Genomic DNA, 19360 nt, shown 5'->3' with positions numbered 1-19360 from the left:
CCGTGTTCGTCAGCAGCGCCGCGAGGTGGACGATGTGCGTGGTGTCGGTCTCGGCGACGGCGTTGACCACGTCCGTCGGGTCGCTCACGTCGCCCCGGCGAATCTCGACGTCGTCGGCGATGTCGAGCTTCTCCAGAATACGCGGGTCCGTCGAGAGGTCGTAGGCCACCACGTCGTGGCCGTGCTCTATCAGGTCCTTCGCGACGTACGAACCGATGAATCCGGTACCACCCGTGACGAGTACGGTCGAATCCGACATTGGACGAACGTTCATCGACAGCCGGCAAAAAGGTTCCCGTGACGGCAGCCACACCCGCTGTTCCCCGCCAAATCGGGTGTGAGCGTTACTCGTGGAGCCCGCCGACCTCGGCGTAGAACGACGACTGGAGCGTCTCGGCCATGTCCGGCTCGCGGTCGATGCGCACGTCGAGCACGGTCGGCACGTCGTTCTCCTTCGCCGCCTCGAGCGTCGGTTCGAGGTCGTCCGGGTCGGTGATGCGATGAGCCTCTCCGCCGAGAGCCTCGGCGGCCTGCACGAAGTCGGTGTCGTGGAACTCGACGCCGGGGATGGAGTCGTCCATCTGCCGGACCATCCCGAGACTCGTGTCGTTGAGTATCACGAACGTCGGCGCGACGCCGTGGTCGACAGCCGTCTCGACGGCGGTCATCGTCATCGTGAAGCCGCCGTCGCCGGCGACGCCGATGGCGTCTTTCCCGAGCAGCGCGGCGGTGACCGCCGCCGGGGCCGCCCAGCCCATGCCGCCGACGCCGCCGGAGCCGTAGTAGGTCCCCGTGTCCGGCGTCTGGAGGTAGTTGAGCAGCCAGAACCGGTTGTTGCCGGAGTCCGCGGTGACGACGGTCTCGGAGTCGACGACGCTCTCGATGGCCTTGCAGGCCCGCTGGGGCATGATGGGCGTGTCGTCTGACTCGCACTCGGCCACCGAGAAGTCCTCGCGTGCCTCCGCAGCACGGTCGAGCGCCCAGCCGTTCTCGCTGCCGCCCGCGTCGGCGAGCACGGAAAGCGACTCCGCGGCGTCGCCGATGAGGCCCACGTCGGCCGGGTACACCCAGCCAGCGTTGCGGGTGTCGATGTCCGCGTGGACGATGGTCTGCTCGTCCGGGCGGATGAAGGAGGCGGCCTGCCAGTTGGTGTCCATCGGGTTCATCCGGCAGCCGACGACGAGCAGCGTGTCGGCCTCGCTGACGACCTGATTCGCGCCCTCGTGACCGAACGAGCCGATGACGCCCGCTGCACGCTCGTGGGTCTCCGGAATCGTCGACTTCCCGAGGTAGGATGTGGCGACGGCCGCGTCGTACGCCTCGGCGACGGCCTGCAGCTCGTCGTAGGCGTCGGCCGCGTGGACGCCGTTGCCCGAGATGATGACCGGCCGCTCGGCGGATTCGAGCGCCTCGACGGCGTCTGCCACGTCGTCGTCGGTCGGCTGTGCCTGCCAGTTCTGCACCTGTCGTTCGTCGTCCCATACCGGCGGGATGTCCTCCTCGGGGAACTCCTCGCTGACGGCATCGCCGTCGAGGATGACCGCGGTCGGGCCCGGTCGGCCGGCGGTCGCGTGCTTGAACGCCAGCTGCGTCGAGCGGACCGTCTCGGTCGGGCTGCGCGGGAACCACCACTCCTTGGTGACGCCGTCGAGAATCTTCGGGAGCGCCAGCCCGCCGTAGTCGCCGCGGGACTGCTGGTACGGCGCGAGCGTGGAGTAGTCGCCACGCTCGCTGGCTTCGGTGATGGCGACCATCGGCGAGGAGGCGAGCCGGGCCTCCATCTGGCCCATGTTGCCGAGGCTGCCGACCCACGGCCCCTGTCCGGCGAGGACGCCGGGCTGGCCGGTCATCCGGCCGTAGGACTCGGCCATCACGCTCGCCTCGCGCTCGTCGCGCGGGCGGACGACCTGTATCTCGTCGTGGTCGGCGAGCGTCTCGAACACCTCGATGACGCGACCGCCGGGGTAGCCGAACACGTACTCGGTGCCGAGCGCCGAGAGCGTCTCGACGACGCGTTCGGCCGTGTTCATGCGTCTCCGCCCATCTGGACGGTCTCGTCGACGTACAGTGTCGGCCCCGCATCGGGCTTCGCGAAGTGCGCGAGGTCGGCCTGGACCTCCTGTCCGACCTCCGACTCGAAGGCGGCCTGCAGGTCGCTCATGTCGTCGAAGTACAGTTCGACGATGCCGTCGTACTCGCTGCGCTCGGGGGCGGTCGGCACGCTCGTAGCGTACTTGTTCGCGTGGGGCAGCTCCTCGGCCAGCGGAACGTGTTCCTCGTACCAGTACTCCACGAACTCCTCGTGCGACATGTCGTCCTGCCGGACGAGGAGGTTGACGAGCTTCACCATATCGGTCGAACCGACGCTCGGCGCTCCCTTGGGTTTACCGGTGCGGGAAACCTGCCGGGGGCGCGTGAGCTTTTGTGTCTCGACGATACACTGCAAGCTATGACGGAACTGAAGCGACCGACCGCCCGGACCTGCGAGCTGTGTGGCCGACGGGAGCGATGGGACGACGACGTCGAGTCGTGGCGGGTCGCCGACGGCGCAGCCGGCGAGCTGTTCTGCATCCACGAGTGGGACATCAACGGGACGTTCAACCCCGTCGCGGAGTAGTCGAACGGGCTGAAAATCCGATTTCAGCTAGCAGAAGGCCGTTATCCTGCCGACCCGTGCGTCACAGCATGAAGCGACGCGCCCTCCTCGCCACCGTCGGTGCGGCCTCGACTGCGCTGGCCGGCTGTAGCAGCTTGCTGAACGCCGGCGGCGACGACGAAGCGACGCCGACGGACACCCAGAACGGGACCGGCGAGGCCGACCAGCGCCACGACCTCTATCTCGCGAACCTCCACGACGAGACGCTGCGCATCCACGTGGCGCTCCGCCGGACCGACACCGACGAACAGCTCCTGTCAGGGAGGTACGAACTCGACAACGGGCAGGCAGCCAAGTTCGAGAACGCCGCAGCCTGGGACGGGGAGTACGAGGTGACCGCGACCCTCCCGACCGACGCGACCGCGACGTACGACTGGCCGACCGAGTCCTGTCCGGACGACGACTACTCCCGGAACGCGAGCCTCCGCGTCGGTGGCGACGACGGTGACGGCGACGGCTTCTCGTTCGTCGTCGACGCCTGCGACGCCCTCGTCGCCGGAACCGCCGCATCGGCCGGTCCCGCGGAGACGTTCAAGATCGAAGGCGACGGCACGACGAGCAGCTGACGCCCCCTCAGCGCCACCCCGGCTCGTTTTGGTCCAGCCACCCGCAGACACTGGCATGCCGACCGTCTACATCACCGCGCCGCCGGACGCCGCAGCCGACCTGGCCAGCCAGCTCGTCGAGGAGCGACTCGCCGCCTGCGTCAATCGCGTGCGCTGCCGCTCGACGTACCGCTGGGAGGGCGAGATTCACGACGACGACGAGGTGGTTCTGCTCGCGAAGACGACGGAGGGAACCTGCGACGAACTGATGGCACGTGTCGAGGAGCTGCATCCGTACGACGTTCCCTGTATCGAGCGGTTCGAGGTGGCCGACACGACGGAATCGTTCGCGGAGTGGCTCGGTGCGGCAGTCGACTCCGTAGAGGACTGAGCCGCTACGGCCGAGCCGCGTCGGTCGCTTCGACGAGCTCCGTCGCGCGGGACTCGAACAGCGCCGGCACGTCGTCCGTCGCGTCGAGCCGGAGGTCGTAGCCGAGCGCCGGCCGGTCGCCCTCCCACTCCTGCGAGGGGATGAGTACGGGGAGCTCGAAGCGCTGGAGCCGCCCGTCCGCGCGCTTGACTGCCGTCCACGCCTCGTCGGTCGGCGGTTCGAGCTCGAACGCCACCCAGATAGCGTCCTGCACGTGTTCCTCGGCGCGCTTGTAGTTCGGCAGGTGCTTCTTCAGCGGGCCGGGAACGTCCGCGACGTAGGCTTCGGAGGCGTCGTGGAGCAGCCCGTAGAGCTGCGTCCGTTCGTCCTCGCCGGCGCGTTCGAGCTCGCGGCTGACGTAGAGCGAGTGGAGTGCCACGCTGTAGAAGAACCGGGACTGCCCGGCCGCACGGCAGACGTTGGCCGTCCCGTGGGCGAGGTCCGCGAGGTCGACGGCCGCGGGGTCCGGGTCGAAGGGACGGACGGTCTGGCCGGACTGTGTACTGATCGCTGCGTCTCGTTCGTTCGGAGTGGGGTCGGTTGCCAGTTTCATGTGAGAGTACCAGTTTCCACTCTCTCAAGGCCGCAGTTCACATAACTCTTACCAATCCCGAAACCGGGATAGTGTGCCGTGACAGCGACACGCACCCGCCGCCGAAAGACAATCCTTAAAACTCGCGCACGGATTCGTTCACGCATGGCTGGAACCATCGAAGTGCTCGTTCCGGGTGGCCAGGCCAACCCTGGCCCGCCGCTCGGTCCCGAGCTCGGTCCGACACCCGTCGACGTGCAGGCAGTCGTAAGTCAGATCAACGAGGAGACCGCCGCGTTCGACGGCACGGAAGTGCCCGTCACCGTCGATTACGACGACGACGGCTCCTTCTCCATCGAGGTCGGCGTCCCGCCGACGGCGGAGCTCATCAAGGACGAAGCCGGCTTCGACACCGGTAGCGGCGAGCCCCAGGAGAACTTCGTCGCGGACCTCTCCGTCGATCAGGTCAAGCAGATCGCCGACCAGAAGCACTCGGACCTGCTCTCCTACGACCTGAAGAACGCCGCGAAAGAGGTCGTCGGCACCTGCACGTCGCTCGGTGTCACCATCGAGGGCGAGAACCCCCGCGAGTTCAAGCAGCGAATCGACGACGGCGAGTACGACGACGTTTTCGCGGACGAAGCGGCAGCGTAATCCGCGAACGCTCGTCTCTCGAGCGGACCACGAGTTTCCGACGCTCGTCCAGACTACCGGAGAGTCACGGGTATATCGACAGCGGCCGTCCTTCGAATCGACGACACCCGACGAGCGCCGGCTACGACAGGCGCTCGCGCAGCAGACTGCCACCGACGACCGTGGCGACGGCGAGCACCGACGACAGCCCGGCGATGGCTGCCAGGGGCACGCCCGCCCCGGAGCCCGAGAAGGGTCCGGCGGAGTGAGCAGGCTGCAGGCCGACCAGTGCGTCCGGCGCGAGCACACCGACGACAGCGTAGGTGGCGACGAGCACGACGGCGAGCCCCCCGGTCCCGAGGCCAACCATGGACGCCATGTCCTCGAGGTTCAACAGTCGGTGAGCGGTCCGTTCGTCCAGTATCTCGTGTTTCAGCCGGAGCGCCGCGATGGCGAACAGCGCGACGGCCGCGAGCGTCTCGACGCCGACGGCGAAGAAGGCGAGCAGCGCGATCTTCGGCGAGGTGAACAGGGCCGACCACGCGGTCCCGCCCTCCGTCGTCGCGGTCGCGGCACCGAGAACCGGGACCACCGCGGTGAGCAGGAGCAGGAGTCCGCCCTGTCGTCGGAGCTTCGTCGGGATCGTCCCGGAGAAGAGGCTGTAACGTCGCGCGCGCAGTCGTTCGTACGGCGTGCCATCGACGATGGCGTGGGAGATGTGGTCGTCCAGTCTGTCGCTCGTGTCTTCCATCCGTTTCGGTGGTTCCGAAGCAGTGGAAGCGGAAAAACTCTCTGGCTCGCGCGCAGTTATATCAGTCGAGCAACGCTCGCCCTCTGGAACGTCCCAGACCGGAGCCCGGCAATCACCTCGCGGACGACGACGGCCGGTTCGAAGTCGGCCCCGGTGTTGGTGCAACGGGGAAGTCGAACGGACGGACCGGACAGGTTGCTTGCAGGCGGCTACCCGACGCAAACTGCCGTGTTGCCGGCTGGTCGGGTTCGACGGCTTTAAGTTTGCACTCCGTCACGGCCTACGTGAGACAGGCTTCGCCTGTTTCACTGACCCGTAGGAGCACTACGCGTACTACGGAGGTGAACGATGGCAGACCAGGATATAGTCACAGCAGTCTCTCGCGCACTCGAGGACGGCCAGGAGCGGAACTTCCGCGAAACGGTCGATCTCGCGATCAACCTGCGCGACCTTGACCTCAACGACCCGTCGAAACGTATCGACGAGTCCGTCGTGTTGCCGTCGGGCACCGGCCAGGAAACCAAGATCGTAGTCTTCGCCGAGGGCGAAACCGCCCTCCGAGCCGAGGACGTCGCCGACGAAGTGTTCGGCGGAGACGGTCTGGCGGAACTGGGCGGTGACGACGACGACGCGAAGGACCTCGCCGACAAGATAGACTTCTTCATCGCGGAGGAAGACATGATGCAGGACGTCGCTCGTCACCTCGGGACCATCCTCGGTCCGCGAGGGAAGATGCCGACACCGCTCGGCCTCGACGAGGACGTCGTGGAGACCGTCAACCGCATGAAGAACACCGTCCAGCTCCGGAGCCGTGACCGGCGGACGTTCCACACCCGTGTCGGTGCAGAAGACATGGATGCGGACGACATCGCCGACAACATCGACGTCATCATCCGGCGGCTGGAGGCCAACCTCGAGAAGGGCCCCCTCAACATCGACTCCATCTACGTGAAGACCACGATGGGGCCGTCCGTGGAGGTGAGCGCCTGATGAGCGCCGGAGCCGAGCGCAAGACCGAGAACCTTCCGCAGTGGAAGGTCGAGGAGGTCGACGAGCTGGTCGAGATGATCGAGTCCTTCCAGAGCGTCGGCATCGTCAACGTCGCAGGCATCCCGAGCCGACAGCTCCAGGCGATGCGCGCCGACCTCTACCCGGACACGAAGCTCCGGATGAGTCGGAACACGCTGCTCGAGCGTGCGCTCGACGAGGTTGACGAGGGCATCGAAGGCCTCGCCGAGCACATCGAGGGCCAGGTCGGCCTCATCGGCACGGACGACAACCCGTTCGCGCTGTACAAGGTGCTCGAAGCCTCGAAGACCCCCGCGCCGATCAACGCTGGCGAAGTCGCGCCGAACGACATCCTCATCCCCGAGGGCGACACCGGTGTCGACCCGGGACCGTTCGTCGGCGAACTCCAGCAGGTCGGTGCCGCGGCACGCATCCAGGACGGGTCCATCCACGTCACGGAGGACTCGAACGTTCTGAGCGCGGGCGAGGAGGTTTCTGACGGGCTCGCGAACGTGCTGAGCGAACTCGGCATCGAGCCGAAAGAGGTCGGGCTCGACCTGCGCGCCGTCTACTCTGACGGCGTCATGTTCGACCCCGAGGACCTCGACATCGACATCGAGGCCTACCGCAGCGACGTGGCCGCGGCGGCCGCTCGCGCACGGAACCTCTCCGTCAACGCGACCTACCCGACGGCAGCCACCGTGTCGACGCTCATCGCGAAGGCGACGGGCGAGGCCAAGAGCCTCGGCCTGCACGCCTCCGTCGAGAGCCCGGAGCTCGTGGACGACCTCGTCCGGAAGGCGGACGGGCAGGTCCGCGCGCTCGCGGCAGCGTTCGACGACCCCGAGGCGCTTCCGGAGGAACTGCAGGACATCGAGCCTGCAGCTCCCGAGGAGGCGGAGACCACCGAAGCCGAAGACGAATCGGACGACGACCAAGACACGACCGAGGAAGCTGACGCCGACGCCGACGCCGCCGACGAAGACGACGGCGACGACGACGACGAGGAGGGCGCAGCTGGACTCGGCAACATGTTTGGATAATTACAATGGAGTACGTTTACGCAGCACTCATCCTGAACGAATCGGGCGAAGAGATCAACGAAGAGAACCTCACCGCAGTACTCGACGCAGCGGGCGTCGACGTCGAGGAGTCGCGCGTCAAGGCGCTCGTCGCAGCGCTCGAGGACGTCGACATCGAGGAGGCCGTCTCGGAGGCGGCCGCTGTCCCCGCCGGCGGCGCAGCCGCAGGCGGCGCTGCCCCGGCTGACGAGGGTGGCGACGAAGGTGGCGACGACGAGGACGAGGAGGAAGTCTCCGACGTGCCGGACACGACGGACGACGACGATGACGACGACGACGAGGACGTCTCCGACGAGGGCGCCGAGGGCCTCGGCGGCCTCTTCGGCTGAACGTCACGCCACAGCAATCGAGCTTTCTTTCGGCACAGCGGACCACGAGCCGCGGCTGTCGCCGCCGACCCACGCTGACGTTCTTATACTAGCACGCCACCAGAGTCGGCGATGGACCCGTCCCTCGTCACCGGTGCGAGTGCGCCGGTCGCACCGTTCGCCACCCCCGGCGTCGTCACCGATCTGTGGCTGCTCGTGTCCGTGTTCGCGGGGGTCTGTCTCGGCACGGCGAGCGGGCTGACGCCGGGGCTGCACGCCAACAACTTCGCGTTGCTGCTGGCGGCGGTGGCGCCGTCGGCCCCGGCACCGCAGTCCTGCGTCGTCGCGGCGATGCTGTCCGCCGGTGTCGTCCACACGTTCCTCGACGTGGTGCCGGCGCTGGCGCTCGGGGTCCCCGATGCGGCGATGGCAGCGTCGGCGCTCCCCGGCCATCGGCTCGTACTCGGTGGTCGGGGGCAAGAGGCACTTCGGCTGTCCGCCCTCGGCAGTGGCGTGGCCCTCGTACTCGCCGCGCTCCTCGCGGTCCCGGTGACAGAACTCATGACGGCCGCGTACCCGACACTGCTCGCCCACCTGTCGCTGGTGCTCGCTGCGGTCGTGGTCCTGACGCTCGCCGTCGAACCGTCGTGGTGGCCGCGGCTCGCGGGGCTGGTCGTCCTCGCCCTCTCCGGCGCGCTCGGAGCCGTTGCACTCCCGATGGAGCCCGCGGCACCGCTCCCCGCGAGCGTGCTGACGCCGCTGTTCGCCGGGCTGTTCGGCGCACCGGTACTGCTGGACGCGATGGACGGCGGGGGTGTCCCGCCGCAGGCCGACGCCCGGCTGCTGGTCGACCGGCGCTCGGTCGGCGTGGCCGCCGGGACCGGTGCGCTGGCCGGCGGGGCCGTGGGGTACCTGCCGGGCGTGTCGAGTGCCGTGGCAGCGACGGCCGCGCTGGCGGGGCTCCCCTCGGAGACGGGCGACCGGGGGTACGTCGTCGCGACGAGCGGCGTCAACACGGCCAACGGGGTCTTCGCGCTGTTCGCGCTCGTCTCCCTCGGCTCGCCGCGAACGGGCGTGCTGGTCGCGGTCGACCGCGTCGGTGGTGTGCCCTCGCTCCCGGTCGCGCTGGTTGCGGTCGTCGTCGCAGGCGCGGCCGGGACGGTGCTGGTGGTCACCGTGGGCGACCACTACCTGAGGTTCGTCGGGCGTGTGGACTCGCGCCGGCTCTCCGGTGCTGCGCTCGGCCTGCTGGTGGTGCTCTCCCTGGCGTTCGCGGGTCCGGTCGGGGTGGTGTTGTTCGCGACGGCGACGCTCGTCGGACTGGTCCCGGTCCGCCTTCGGACGCGGCGGGTCTACTGCATGGGCGTGCTCCTCGTGCCGCTCGCGCTGTAGGGTCGAAAGACAACCGTTAAAACCGACGGGCGGGAAACCAGCGGTATGAGCGAGTCGAACCAACGCGCCCGGCGCACCTGCGTCTCCTGTGGGATCAACATCTCCGGGACGAACGCAGCCGCGTTCAAGTGCCCGGACTGTGGTGCGCAGATCTACCGCTGCGCGAAGTGCCGCAAGCAGAGCAACCTGTACAACTGTCCCGACTGCGGGTTCGAGGGGCCGTAATCATGGGGAAGGTAGCAGCCAAGATCAAGGTCATGCCGAACAGCCCGGACATCGACCTGGACGAGCTCCAGGAGCGTCTCGAGAACTCCCTGCCCGAGGGCGCGAAGATCAACGGCGTCGAGCGCAACGACGTCGCGTTCGGTCTCGTCGCACTGTTCCCGACCGTCATCGTGCCCGACGACGCCGGTGGCACCGAGGCCGTCGAGGAGGCCTTCGGAGAGGTCGAGGGCGTCGAGTCCGTCTCCGTCGAGAACGTCGGCCGCATCTGAGTCCGGTCCGACCGCGATTTCTGGTCACCACACGGTGACCGTTCGTTCGTCCCCGTAGCGACTGTGCTGCCGAGCGTCAGCTCCAGAGGAGGCGGTTCCAGGCGACGTCGATGACGACGACGCCCACGTAGGAACCGACGGTCATGACGAGGACGGTCTCTATCGCGTCCGCGACCGTCTCGACGCCGAGGACGCCGACACCGAGGTAGTCCGCCGTGACCGAGACGGCGGCGATGCTGACGACGACCAGGAACAGGCGCGGGTCCACAACCTCGTCGACGAGGCTCCCCGGTTCGGGTTCGTGTGGGTCTGACACAGTCAGCTCCGTTGCTCCTCGTAGATGCCGGCGATTGCGTCAGTCCCGGCGTCGGCGGTGCCGCCGTGATAGCAGTGTGTCGTCTCGATTGCGAGTTCGGCGAGGCGGCCGACCGACTCGACGGCCTCGTCCAGTTCCGGCGTGAACTGCGGTTTGGGGCCGCCGAAGGAGTCAGCGCCCTCGTTGTCGTTCGTCATCGCGTCGCCGGCGACGAGGAACCGATGGTCGGGGAAGTACAGGGAGACGTGCCCGGGCGAGTGGCCGGGCGTCTCGACGACCCGCATCGGCCCGGCGTCGGTGTGGAACGTCTCGCCCCCGGTGAGTTCGAGGTCGACGGTGACCGGCGGGAACCGCTCGTCGTCGGGGTCGGCCTTGACGGGCTGCCGGCGGCCGTCGACGTAGGGTGCCTCGTCCCGATGCGTAGCGACGATGAGCGGAGTCTCACGCTCCAGCTCGGGGAGGCCAGCGGCGTGGTCGCCGTCGTGGTGGGTGAGCACCACCATCGACACGTCCACGAGATCGAAGCCGACATCGGCGAGGGCGTCGCGGAGCTGGTCCGCCGCACCGGGCAGCCCCACGTCCAGTAGCACGAGGCCGTGGTCCGTCTCGACGGCGGTCGGGTGGATCGTGAGTTCGTGGCCGCCGAACTCGAACTCGACGGTGAGCGTGTGGACGCCCTCGGGTGTCATGTACCGAACTGCGACTGCGAGGAGGAAAGCCGTTGTGCCGACAGCGGGACCGCGGGCGCGGCGGGAGCCCGACTCAGAGCCCGGCCACGTCGAACGCCTGCTGGAGGTCCGCGGTGAGGTCGTCGACGTGCTCGATGCCGACGCTGACGCGGATGAGGCCGTCGGTGAGGCCCGCTTCGATGCGTTCCTCCTTCGGGATGGCCGCGTGGGTCATCGCCGCGGGCTGCTCGATGAGGCTCTCGACGCCGCCGAGCGACTCGGCGAGCGTGAACACCTCGGTCTCGCTGACGACGGTGCTGGCCTGTTCGAGCGTGCCGTCGACCTCGAAGCTGAGCATCCCGCCGAAGTCGTCCATCTGCTCGGCCGCGGTCTCGTGACCGGGGTGGTCGTCGAGACCGGGGTAGAACACCGCCGAGACGGCGTCGTGGTCTGCCAGCCAGTCAGCGATAGCCCGGGCGTTCTCGCAGTGCCGGTCCATCCGCACGGGCAGGGTCTTCGTCCCGCGGAGGACGAGGAAGCAGTCGTGTGGCCCGGGCGTCGCGCCGACGGAGTTCTGGTAGAAGCCGATCCGTTCGTCGAGTGCCTCGTCGTCGGTGACGAGCGCGCCGCCGACCACGTCGGAGTGGCCGCCGAGGTACTTCGTCAGGGAGTGGCTCACGATGTCCGCGCCGTGTTCGAGTGGCCGCTGGAGGTACGGCGTGGCGAACGTGTTGTCGATGGCACAGAGGGCGTCGTACTCGTGTGCGATGTCGGACGCGCCCTGGATGTCGACGACGGACATGAGCGGGTTCGTCGGCGTCTCCAGCCAGAGGAGCTCCGTGTTCTCCTGCATCGCAGCCTCGATGGCGTCGAGGTCGGTCATATCCACGAACGAGAACTCCAGGTCGTAGTCCTCGTACACCTGCGTGAAGATGCGGTGGGTGCCGCCGTAGACGTCCTCACCGGTGACGACGTGGTCGCCGGCTTCGAGCAGGTTCAGGACGGTGTTGATGGCACCCATCCCGGAGGAGAAGCAACGGCCGAACTCGCCGCCCTCGAGGCTGGCGAGGTTCGCCTCCAAGTCGGTGCGTGTCGGGTTCGCCGTGCGAGAGTACTCGTAGCCGCGGTGGTCGCCCGGGCCGTCCTGCTCGTACGTGGAGTTCGCGTAGATCGGTGTCATGAGCGCGCCGGTCTCCTCGTCGGACTCCTGCCCGGCGTGGATGGAGCGCGTCTCGATGCGGAAGTCCTCGTCTGCTTCGTCCATACGCGGGCATCGCCCCCCGGACTGGTTACTCTTGCGTTGAGCGACTACAGGTCGAGACGCATCTCCAGTTCGCCGTGGCCGACGTACTCTCCCTCGAAGCCCATCGACCGGTAGAGGTTGAGCGCGGGCCGGTTGTCGGACTGGACGAAGAGCGTGATGGCGGGGATACCGTACCGGTCGGCCTCCCAGCAGAAGCGCTCCAGAACGCGGGTCCCGATGCGTGCGTGCTGGTAGCCCGCACGGACGAAGATGGCGAGTTCGTGCGCGTCCTCGTCGCTGACTTCCATGAGGACCGCGTGGCCCGCGACACGACCGTCGTGGCGGGCGACGGCGTGGAGTCCGGGGCGGAGGTTGTCGAGCCAGTCGCGGACGGTGTCCGTCGCGAGCGGCGGCAGGCCGTGGACCCGGTCAGCGGGGTCGAACGTGTCGTACATCTCGACGAGTGCCTCGTACGTCTCCGTCGAGAGCCCCTGGCCGACGGACAGCTGGAGGTAGCGGCCACGGGCATCGAGGAACGACCTGGGCGGGCGGTCGGACGCTCTGGAGGGAGCGGGGGAGTGCCACTCGCCCGACCGTCCAGAGTTTGGAGCATTCGATTCAATTTCGTACATTTCTTTTACTCGATAGTCGATATTCAGCCGCGTTTAATACCTTTTTCTTGCTATATGTCGTAAGTGATTGGAGTGGGGAAACGTCCTCCCCCTGTTTAAGGACGTAAACCACGGCGCCACGACGGCCACGTCTCTTTTGCGCGTCGGTGGTCGGGTTCGTGTATACGCCGACGAAGCTTGCTTCGGGCAGCCGGGTCGCTTGCCCTCTTCGGGCTGGCCGGCTGTTCGTCCGGTGGCGGCGGAACGACCGCAACGGACACGCCGACAGAACCGACCCCGACCGCGACGGCGACATCCAGCGCCTCGACCGCCGACCACCTGGACGAGGCGAACGCCGAACTCGATGCCGCGCTCGCCGCCGCCGTCAGTGACCCTACCGGGGAGCAGCAGGCGGCTGCGGCGCTCGACCGAGACTGCAGCGGTGCCGGGAATCGGGCGGAGACCGTCCGTCGGGCTAGCTGCGTCCCCGTCGCCCGATGACCGACCGGCCGCGTCTGCGAGCCGAATCCGGGCGTTTCGGCAGTCGAACAACGTGCGATTTATAACGGCGACGAGACAAGGGAGGTGTACGACTATGCCCAACTCCAACGGACCCATGAAGAACACGCGGAACAAGCTCAAGAACCACCCCCGCGAGCGGGGTACATCGCCGCCGCAGCGCGCGATTCAGGAGTACGACGAGGGCCAGAAGGTCCACCTGAAGATCGACCCCTCGGTCCAGAAGGGTCGCTACCACCCGCGCTTCGACGGCCAGACCGGCGAGGTCGTCGGGAAACAGGGCGCCGCGTTCAAGGTCCAGATCACGGACGGCGGCAAGGAGAAGACGCTCATCGTCGCGGCAGCACACCTCAAGGCCCAGCAGTAACGCATGACGATATTCAAAGAAAAGCTCGACGAGGAGTACGTGACCGTGCCGAAGGTCAAGGAGCTCCTCGCCGATATCGAGGAGGAGAGGGCCCTCGACGAGGAACGCGAGATGCAGTACGAACTGGCGCGGGCCATCGAGCACGTCAACCGCTTCACCGTGCTCGACGTCGAGGAAGCACAGGAGCTGGTCGACGAGCTGCAGGAGCTCGAGAAGGTCGACGAGGCGACGGCGTACAAGATCGCGAACCTGCTCCCGCAGGACCGCACGGAACTGCGCTCGGTGTACGCCAAGGAGCGCTACACGCTCGACGGCGACGAACTCGACGAGATACTCAACGTCGTCGCGAAGTACGCCTGAACGGGCACCCCGTCGCCATCTTTTAAATACGGGCCTCCCCTATCTCGTACATAGAATGAGCGATTCCGAACGTGAGGCGGAGGCGTCGGTCCACGCCATCGTCCTCGATATATTTCCCAACGGCCGTTCGAGTGACGGGCGAGCCGGCTACGACAGGGAGCCCCTCGCGTACGCGCTGGGCACCCGCGACTTCCGCCTGTTCGAGGTCGTGTTCTCGGAGACGCCGAACGTGGCCATCGACGACGAGGTACCCATCGAACCCCAGGGCGACACGGTCAAGCGGGTCCGCGAGGTCGAGTTCGACGACCTCTCCTCGGGCGCGCAGTCGGAGGTCGAGTACGTCGTCGACGAGATGGTAGAGGCCGATGAGGACCGCTTCATCGCGTTCTACAACGACGCCCAGCCTATCACCCTCCGGCTCCATCAGCTGAACCTGCTGCCCGGCATCGGCAAGAAACTGCGCAACAGCATCCTCGACCAGCGCAAGCGCAAGCCGTTCGAGAGCTTCGAGGACCTCGAAGAGCGCGTCGCAGGCCTGCACGACCCCGCCGGCGTGCTCGTCGAGCGCATCCTCGAGGAGCTCCGCGACGACGACCTGAAGTACAGGGCGTTCGTCGGCCGCAGCGACGAGTAGGCGGCTTTTTCCCTCCCGGTCTCGTAGCCGGGGGCAATCGATGAGAGACCCCGACGGACTGCTGGCCCGGGCGGGGGTCCGCGGCGACCCCGACCGCGACCAGCACTTCCTCGTTGACGACCGCGTCCTCGACCGGCTTCCAGAGTACCTCCCCGAGACGGCCGACCGCGAGCACCTGCTGGAGATCGGTGCTGGCAACGGCGCGCTGACCGACCGTCTGCTCGCGACGGCCGACCACGTCACCGCCATCGAGCGGGACCCGAACCTCGCCGCCTTCCTCCGCGAGGAGTTCGCCGAGGAGCGCGAAGCTGGACGGCTGACCGTCGTCGAGGGGGACGCACTCGAGGTCGACCTGCCCGAGTTCACGGCGTCGGTGTCGAACCTGCCGTACGGCGTTTCGAGCCCGATCACGTTCCGCCTCCTCCCCAGGAACCGGCCGCTCGTGCTGATGTTCCAGCAGGAGTTCGCCGAGCGGATGGTCGCCGAGCCGGGGACCGACGACTACGGCCGGCTCTCGGTGAGCACGCAGCATTACGCCGACGTGGAGCTGGTCGAGACCATCCCCGCCGAGGCGTTCTCGCCGCCGCCACAGGTCGACAGTGCGGTGGTCCGCTGTACGCCGAGAGCCCCCGACTACGAGGTCGACGACGAGGAGTTCTTCCTCGGCTTCGTGAAGGCGGTGTTCACCCAGCGCCGGAAGACGATGCGGAACGCGATCCGGAACACGGCGCACATCTCCGGCCTGGACGACGCCGACGCCGTCGTCGAGGCAGCGGACGAGGAACTGATGAGCAAGCGGGCGGGGAAGCTCCCACCGGAGACGTTCGCCGAACTGGCGACGCTCGCGGCCGACGTCGGCCGTGGTCCGTCGGATGACTGAGTCCGGCGTCCGTTCGGGACTCGCCGACGCCGCCGTGAGCCTCCAGTCGGGCGGGGGGAGCTGGGTCAGCGACCTCGTCGGGGCGGTGAACGGGCTCTCTGACGTGGTCGAGAGTCCGGTGCTCCGGGTAGTTGCGACAGTCGCCGCGGTCGCGTTCCTCGGGGCTATCGGCTACGTCACCAACCGCGTGCAGGGGAACTTGCGCGACCGGTTCGGCAACACCATCGCGGACCTCTTGACGCTGCTGTTCATCGGTGTGACGGTGTTCGTGTCGGCCGCAGTCGTCGTCGGCGTCTGGTCGAGCGCCGACGAGGTTGCGACCGCGATGCAGAACCTGCCGGTGTCGGCCGGCGACTCGGACAAGATACTCGTCACCGTCGTGCTCGTCCTGGTAACGCATATCCTCTCGCGACTGGTCAAGCGCGTCCTCGAGGACTACCTGGCGACGACCGAGGCGTTCTCCGACCACCAGCGACGGCTCACCTACCGAGTCTCGCAGGTCTTCCTCTGGACGGGCGCGACCATCGTCACGCTGGGCGTCTGGAACGTCGAACTGACCGGGCTGCTCGTCGGGGCCGGGTTCGCCGGCATCGTCGTCGGGATGGCGGCCAGACAGACCCTCGGTGCGGTGATCGCGGGGTTCGTGCTGATGTTCTCGCGGCCGTTCGAGATCGGCGACTGGATCAAGGTCGCCGACGTGGAGGGCATCGTCACCGACATCTCCATCTTCAACACGCACATCCAGACGTTCGACGGCGAGTACGTCATGTTCCCCAACGACGTGGTCAGTGGCCAGCAGATCACCAACCGCTCCCGGAAGGGGCGGCTCAGGCTGGAGGTCGAGGTCGGCGTCGACTACGACACCGACGTCGACGCCGCGGTCGAGACCGCCGCCGAGGCCATCGAGGACCTCGACACCATCCTGACCGTGCCGACGCCGCAGGTCGTCGTGAAGCGCTTTGGCGACTCGGCGGTCGTCCTCGGCGTCCGGTTCTGGATCGACAACCCGAGCGCGCGCCGGAAGTGGCGGGCCCACACCGCGGTCGTCACGGCGGTGAAAGAGGCCTTCGACGAGGCGGGCGTCGAGATCCCGTTCCCGCAGCGGACTCTCGGCACGCGCGAGGAGACCCCCGACGAGGTCGCACAGGCCGCAGAACCCACGCCCGACGGGGGTGAGGAGTAGATGGCCGACGACCTGGCCGAGCGCCGCGGCGTCGAGGCCGAGGTGTACCAGCCGGCCGAGGACTCACACCTGCTCGCCGAGGCGGTCGTCGCCGACGGTGTCGCCGGAACGGTCGTCGAGGTCGGCACCGGCTCGGGCTACGTGGCGGAGCGAGTCGCCGCCGAGACCGACGCGTCGGTCGTCGCGACCGACCTGAACCCTCACGCCTGCGAGCAGGCACGCGAGCGGAGCGAGCACGGCGTGCAGGTCGCGCGCGCGGACCTCGTGGAGCCGTTCCGGGAGGGCCGCCTCGACGCGGTGGTGTTCAACCCGCCGTACCTGCCGGGCGACGAGGCCGCAGCCCGGAACGACTGGATGGAGGTCGCCCTGACCGGCGGCGAGGACGGCCGGGCCGTCATCGACCCGTTCCTCGACGACGTGGGGCGCGTCCTCGCGCCTGACGGCGCGGTGTACCTGCTCGTCTCCTCCCTCACCGGCGTCGACGCGGTCGTCGACCGCGCTGCCAGCAACGGGTTCAGCGCCGTCGCGCTCCGCGACGAGTCGTTCCCGTTCGAGACGTTGACCGTGCTGAAGCTCCTGCGGTAGATAACCTACACGCATTCCGAAGGTTCGAAAATATTAAACACCCGCATAGCCAAGCCGGGAGTAAGATGACAGACCTCGTCGCGACGACACCAGGACTGTTCCCCCTCCCAGACTGGGCGAAAGCGGAGCTCTCGGACCTGAAAGGCCACCAGAAGGGCGACCTCATCTCGGGCGACGAAGGGCCGGAACTGCAGGACGCCTACGACCGTGCTCGAACCGAAGTCGTCGACGCGCAGACCGACGCCGGGCTCGACCGCGTCGTCGAGGGCCAGCTCCGCTGGGACGACATGCTCGCGCACCCGCTGGCGGTTCACGACAACGTCGAGACCCGCGGCATCGTGCGCTACTACGACAACAACAACTTCTACCGCGAGCCGGTCGTGCAGGACGACCTGACGTTCGACGGCGACGTGGCCGCCGAACTCGACGCCGCCGCGGAGCAGGTCGACGACGGGCTGCAGGCCGTGCTCCCGGGGCCGTACTCGCTGGCCGACCTCGCCACCGACGAGCACTACGGCGACGAGACCGAGTTCCTCCACGCCGTCGCCGACTTCCTCGCCGGTGAGGCCGACGCCTTCCCCGACGTCGAGACGCTGTTCCTGCTCGAACCCTCCCTCGTCGAGAACGCGCCCAGCGAGGGCCTCGACGCGGAGGTTCCCGAAGCCGTCACGGCCGTCGCGGACGCCGTCGATTGCGAGGTCGTCGTCCACCCGTACTGGGGCGCCCTCGACGAGAAGGTGTACGCGCACCTGCTCGACGCCGACGTGGACGCCGTCGGCTTCGACTTCGTCGCCGACCACGAGGCGAACCTGTACAACCTGCAGGAGTACGGCGCGACCGACGACATCGCGCTCGGCCTGCTCGACGGACAGAACACGCTCGTCGAGGAGCCCGAGGCCATCAACGAGCGCGTCGACTGGGTGTTCGACAACCTCCCGGTCGCCGAGTTCGACACGACGTACGTGACGACGAACACCGAGACGTTCTATCTCCCCTACAGCAAGTTCGAGGCGAAGGTCGAGGCGGCCGCCGACGCCGTCGCCCTCGCCGAGACGGAGGTGCAAGCATGACGACCAACGCAAACCGCGACCAGTTCCGGCCCGAGGACCACCCGAACGACCACTTCCTCCTGACGACCGTCGTCGGGAGCTACCCGAAGCCCAAGTGGCTGAACCGCGCGAAGGAGCTGTACGAGGACCCCGACCACGAGTTCGACGCGGACGACTGGGCCGAAGCGAAGGACGACGCCTGTCGGCTCATCACCGACGAGCACGAGCGCGCCGGTCTCGACGTGGTCGTCGACGGTGAGATGCGCCGCAACGAGATGGTCGAGTTCTTCGCCCACCGCATCGAGGGCTACGAGTTCAACGGGCCCGTGAAGGTCTGGGGACACAACTACTTCGACAAGCCCAGCGTCGTCGACGACGTCGCCTACGACGAGAGCTGGCTCGTCGACGAGTACGAGTTCACCGCCGACGCCGCCGAGCGCCCCGTCAAGGTCCCCATCACCGGCCCGTACACGCTCGCGAACTGGTCGTTCAACGAGGCCTACGAGGACGACGAGGCGCTCGCGTACGACCTCGCCGACCTCGTCAACGAGGAGATCGAGAAGCTGGTCGACGCCGGCGCGCGCTACATCCAGATCGACGAGCCCGCGCTCGCGACGACGCCGGACGACCACGCCATCGTCGGCGAATGTCTGGAGCGTATCGCCGACAATATCGACGAGGACGTGCGCATCGGCCTGCACGTCTGCTACGGCGACTACTCGCGCATCTACCCCGAGATCCTCGACTACCCGGTCGACGAGTTCGACCTCGAGCTCGCCAACGGCGACTACGAGCAGCTCGACGTGTTCACCGCCGACGAGTTCACGAAGGACCTCGCGCTCGGCGTCGTCGACGCCCACGTCGCCGAAGTCGAGCCCGTCGAGGAGATCAAGGAGAACGTCCGGAAGGGGCTGGAGGTCGTCCCACCGGAGCGCCTCGTCATCTCCCCCGACTGTGGTGTGAAGCTACTCCCGCGGGAGGTCGCCTTCGGCAAGATGGAGAACATGGTCCAGGCGGTCCGCGAGGTGGAGGCCGAACTCGACGCCGGCGAGATAGAGGTGCCCGCCACCTCGCAGCGCTCGCCCGCCGACGACTGAGCGGTCGCGATTCCCTT

28 protein-coding genes are annotated in these 19360 nt (G+C 67.7%); 19 read left to right on the top strand and 9 right to left on the bottom strand.

What is annotated here, in order from left to right; translation table 11 throughout:
* The 3 genes from NO978_RS13510 to NO978_RS13500 form a co-directional block, all read right to left on the bottom strand.
* Positions 1-259: NAD(P)-dependent oxidoreductase (locus NO978_RS13510; protein ID WP_257300121.1), on the bottom strand; the 259-nt coding region annotated here is incomplete at its 3' end.
* Positions 260-344: 85 nt separating this feature from the next.
* Positions 345-2030: a thiamine pyrophosphate-binding protein gene (locus tag NO978_RS13505; protein WP_257300120.1), complete on the bottom strand. Its 1686-nt coding sequence runs from the start codon at positions 2028-2030 to the stop codon at positions 345-347.
* Positions 2027-2350 carry an EthD family reductase gene (locus NO978_RS13500; protein WP_257300119.1) on the bottom strand — a complete coding sequence of 108 codons (324 nt, stop codon included), beginning with the start codon at positions 2348-2350 and terminating at the stop codon, positions 2027-2029. Before NO978_RS13500 ends, NO978_RS13505 begins: the two co-directional genes overlap by 4 nt.
* Before the next feature lie 99 nt (positions 2351-2449).
* Between NO978_RS13500 and NO978_RS13495 the strand changes: the two genes are divergently transcribed.
* The 3 genes from NO978_RS13495 (at position 2450) to cutA (ending at position 3592) form a co-directional block, all read left to right on the top strand.
* Entirely contained in the window at positions 2450-2617 is a 168-nt protein-coding gene (locus NO978_RS13495; RefSeq protein ID WP_257300118.1) for an HEWD family protein, read from the top strand.
* 68 nt (positions 2618-2685) lie between these two features.
* The gene (locus NO978_RS13490; protein ID WP_257300117.1) at positions 2686-3222 is read left to right on the top strand and encodes a hypothetical protein; all 537 of its coding nucleotides are present in this window, start codon (positions 2686-2688) and stop codon (positions 3220-3222) included.
* A 55-nt stretch (positions 3223-3277) separates the two neighbouring features.
* Positions 3278-3592: a divalent-cation tolerance protein CutA gene (cutA, locus tag NO978_RS13485; RefSeq protein WP_257300116.1), complete on the top strand. Its 315-nt coding sequence runs from the start codon at positions 3278-3280 to the stop codon at positions 3590-3592.
* Positions 3593-3596: 4 nt separating this feature from the next.
* Here cutA and NO978_RS13480 read toward each other — a convergent pair whose 3' ends face one another.
* Complete coding sequence (locus NO978_RS13480) at positions 3597-4184, bottom strand: hypothetical protein (RefSeq protein ID WP_257300115.1); 588 nt, start codon at positions 4182-4184, stop codon at positions 3597-3599.
* 144 nt (positions 4185-4328) lie between these two features.
* Here NO978_RS13480 and NO978_RS13475 point away from each other — a divergent pair, with 144 nt between their 5' ends.
* A complete protein-coding gene (locus NO978_RS13475) occupies positions 4329-4817 on the top strand; it encodes a 50S ribosomal protein L11 (protein ID WP_257300114.1) in 489 nt (162 codons plus the stop codon).
* Between the two features lie 121 nt (positions 4818-4938).
* Here NO978_RS13475 and NO978_RS13470 read toward each other — a convergent pair whose 3' ends face one another.
* Complete coding sequence (locus tag NO978_RS13470) at positions 4939-5547, bottom strand: hypothetical protein (RefSeq protein ID WP_257300112.1); 609 nt, start codon at positions 5545-5547, stop codon at positions 4939-4941.
* Positions 5548-5895: 348 nt separating this feature from the next.
* On the opposite strand from NO978_RS13470, the gene NO978_RS13465 reads away from it, so the two are divergent.
* The 6 genes from NO978_RS13465 to NO978_RS13440 all read left to right on the top strand — a co-directional run bounded on the left by NO978_RS13465 (position 5896) and on the right by NO978_RS13440 (position 9831).
* Positions 5896-6537 (top strand): 50S ribosomal protein L1, encoded by a 642-nt coding sequence (locus NO978_RS13465; RefSeq protein WP_257300111.1) that lies wholly within the window; start codon positions 5896-5898, stop codon positions 6535-6537.
* Positions 6537-7598 carry a 50S ribosomal protein L10 gene (locus tag NO978_RS13460; protein ID WP_257300109.1) on the top strand — a complete coding sequence of 354 codons (1062 nt, stop codon included), beginning with the start codon at positions 6537-6539 and terminating at the stop codon, positions 7596-7598. The genes NO978_RS13465 and NO978_RS13460 overlap by 1 nt, the downstream gene beginning before the upstream one ends.
* Positions 7599-7603: 5 nt before the next feature.
* Complete coding sequence (rpl12p, locus tag NO978_RS13455; RefSeq protein ID WP_257300108.1) at positions 7604-7966, top strand: 50S ribosomal protein P1; 363 nt, start codon at positions 7604-7606, stop codon at positions 7964-7966.
* 111 nt (positions 7967-8077) lie between these two features.
* On the top strand, positions 8078-9337 hold the full coding sequence (locus NO978_RS13450) for a tripartite tricarboxylate transporter permease (RefSeq protein WP_257300107.1): 1260 nt from the start codon (positions 8078-8080) through the stop codon (positions 9335-9337).
* Positions 9338-9382: 45 nt separating this feature from the next.
* Entirely contained in the window at positions 9383-9562 is a 180-nt protein-coding gene (locus tag NO978_RS13445) for an HVO_2753 family zinc finger protein (RefSeq protein ID WP_089731760.1), read from the top strand.
* Between the two features lie 2 nt (positions 9563-9564).
* Positions 9565-9831, top strand: a complete 267-nt coding sequence (locus NO978_RS13440; protein ID WP_257300106.1) for an elongation factor 1-beta — start codon at positions 9565-9567, stop codon at positions 9829-9831.
* Positions 9832-9907: 76 nt separating this feature from the next.
* On the opposite strand, the gene NO978_RS13435 is transcribed toward NO978_RS13440, so the two are convergent.
* The 4 genes from NO978_RS13435 to NO978_RS13420 all read right to left on the bottom strand — a co-directional run bounded on the left by NO978_RS13435 (position 9908) and on the right by NO978_RS13420 (position 12690).
* A complete protein-coding gene (locus NO978_RS13435; RefSeq protein ID WP_257300104.1) occupies positions 9908-10147 on the bottom strand; it encodes a hypothetical protein in 240 nt (79 codons plus the stop codon).
* A 2-nt stretch (positions 10148-10149) separates the two neighbouring features.
* On the bottom strand, positions 10150-10836 hold the full coding sequence (locus NO978_RS13430) for an MBL fold metallo-hydrolase (RefSeq protein WP_257300103.1): 687 nt from the start codon (positions 10834-10836) through the stop codon (positions 10150-10152).
* Positions 10837-10909: 73 nt separating this feature from the next.
* Entirely contained in the window at positions 10910-12079 is a 1170-nt protein-coding gene (locus NO978_RS13425; protein ID WP_257300101.1) for a cystathionine gamma-synthase, read from the bottom strand.
* Positions 12080-12123: 44 nt separating this feature from the next.
* Positions 12124-12690, bottom strand: a complete 567-nt coding sequence (locus NO978_RS13420; RefSeq protein WP_257300100.1) for a GNAT family N-acetyltransferase — start codon at positions 12688-12690, stop codon at positions 12124-12126.
* Positions 12691-12867: 177 nt separating this feature from the next.
* Here NO978_RS13420 and NO978_RS13415 point away from each other — a divergent pair, with 177 nt between their 5' ends.
* The 9 genes from NO978_RS13415 (at position 12868) to NO978_RS13375 (ending at position 19343) form a co-directional block, all read left to right on the top strand.
* Positions 12868-13170: a hypothetical protein gene (locus NO978_RS13415; protein ID WP_257300098.1), complete on the top strand. Its 303-nt coding sequence runs from the start codon at positions 12868-12870 to the stop codon at positions 13168-13170.
* Between the two features lie 94 nt (positions 13171-13264).
* Positions 13265-13555: a 50S ribosomal protein L21e gene (locus NO978_RS13410; protein WP_257300097.1), complete on the top strand. Its 291-nt coding sequence runs from the start codon at positions 13265-13267 to the stop codon at positions 13553-13555.
* A gap of 3 nt (positions 13556-13558) precedes the next feature.
* A complete protein-coding gene (locus NO978_RS13405; RefSeq protein ID WP_257300096.1) occupies positions 13559-13915 on the top strand; it encodes an RNA polymerase Rpb4 family protein in 357 nt (118 codons plus the stop codon).
* Between the two features lie 55 nt (positions 13916-13970).
* Positions 13971-14549 (top strand): DUF655 domain-containing protein, encoded by a 579-nt coding sequence (locus NO978_RS13400; protein WP_257300095.1) that lies wholly within the window; start codon positions 13971-13973, stop codon positions 14547-14549.
* Between the two features lie 40 nt (positions 14550-14589).
* Positions 14590-15429 (top strand): 16S ribosomal RNA methyltransferase A, encoded by an 840-nt coding sequence (locus tag NO978_RS13395; protein WP_257300093.1) that lies wholly within the window; start codon positions 14590-14592, stop codon positions 15427-15429.
* Positions 15422-16612 (top strand): mechanosensitive ion channel family protein, encoded by a 1191-nt coding sequence (locus NO978_RS13390; protein WP_257300092.1) that lies wholly within the window; start codon positions 15422-15424, stop codon positions 16610-16612. Before NO978_RS13395 ends, NO978_RS13390 begins: the two co-directional genes overlap by 8 nt.
* Positions 16613-17197 carry a HemK2/MTQ2 family protein methyltransferase gene (locus NO978_RS13385; protein WP_257300091.1) on the top strand — a complete coding sequence of 195 codons (585 nt, stop codon included), beginning with the start codon at positions 16613-16615 and terminating at the stop codon, positions 17195-17197.
* A gap of 65 nt (positions 17198-17262) precedes the next feature.
* Positions 17263-18267: a 5-methyltetrahydropteroyltriglutamate--homocysteine methyltransferase gene (locus NO978_RS13380; RefSeq protein WP_257300089.1), complete on the top strand. Its 1005-nt coding sequence runs from the start codon at positions 17263-17265 to the stop codon at positions 18265-18267.
* A complete protein-coding gene (locus NO978_RS13375; RefSeq protein WP_257300088.1) occupies positions 18264-19343 on the top strand; it encodes a methionine synthase in 1080 nt (359 codons plus the stop codon). The genes NO978_RS13380 and NO978_RS13375 overlap by 4 nt, the downstream gene beginning before the upstream one ends.
* Positions 19344-19360 lie beyond the last annotated feature (17 nt).

Origin of the sequence: Haloarchaeobius sp. FL176 (genome assembly GCF_024609245.1) — an archaeon.
Classification (GTDB): domain Archaea; phylum Halobacteriota; class Halobacteria; order Halobacteriales; family Natrialbaceae; genus Haloarchaeobius.
The sequence above is the reverse complement of the archived record's forward strand: the minus strand, read 5'-3'. Positions and strand labels throughout refer to the sequence as shown.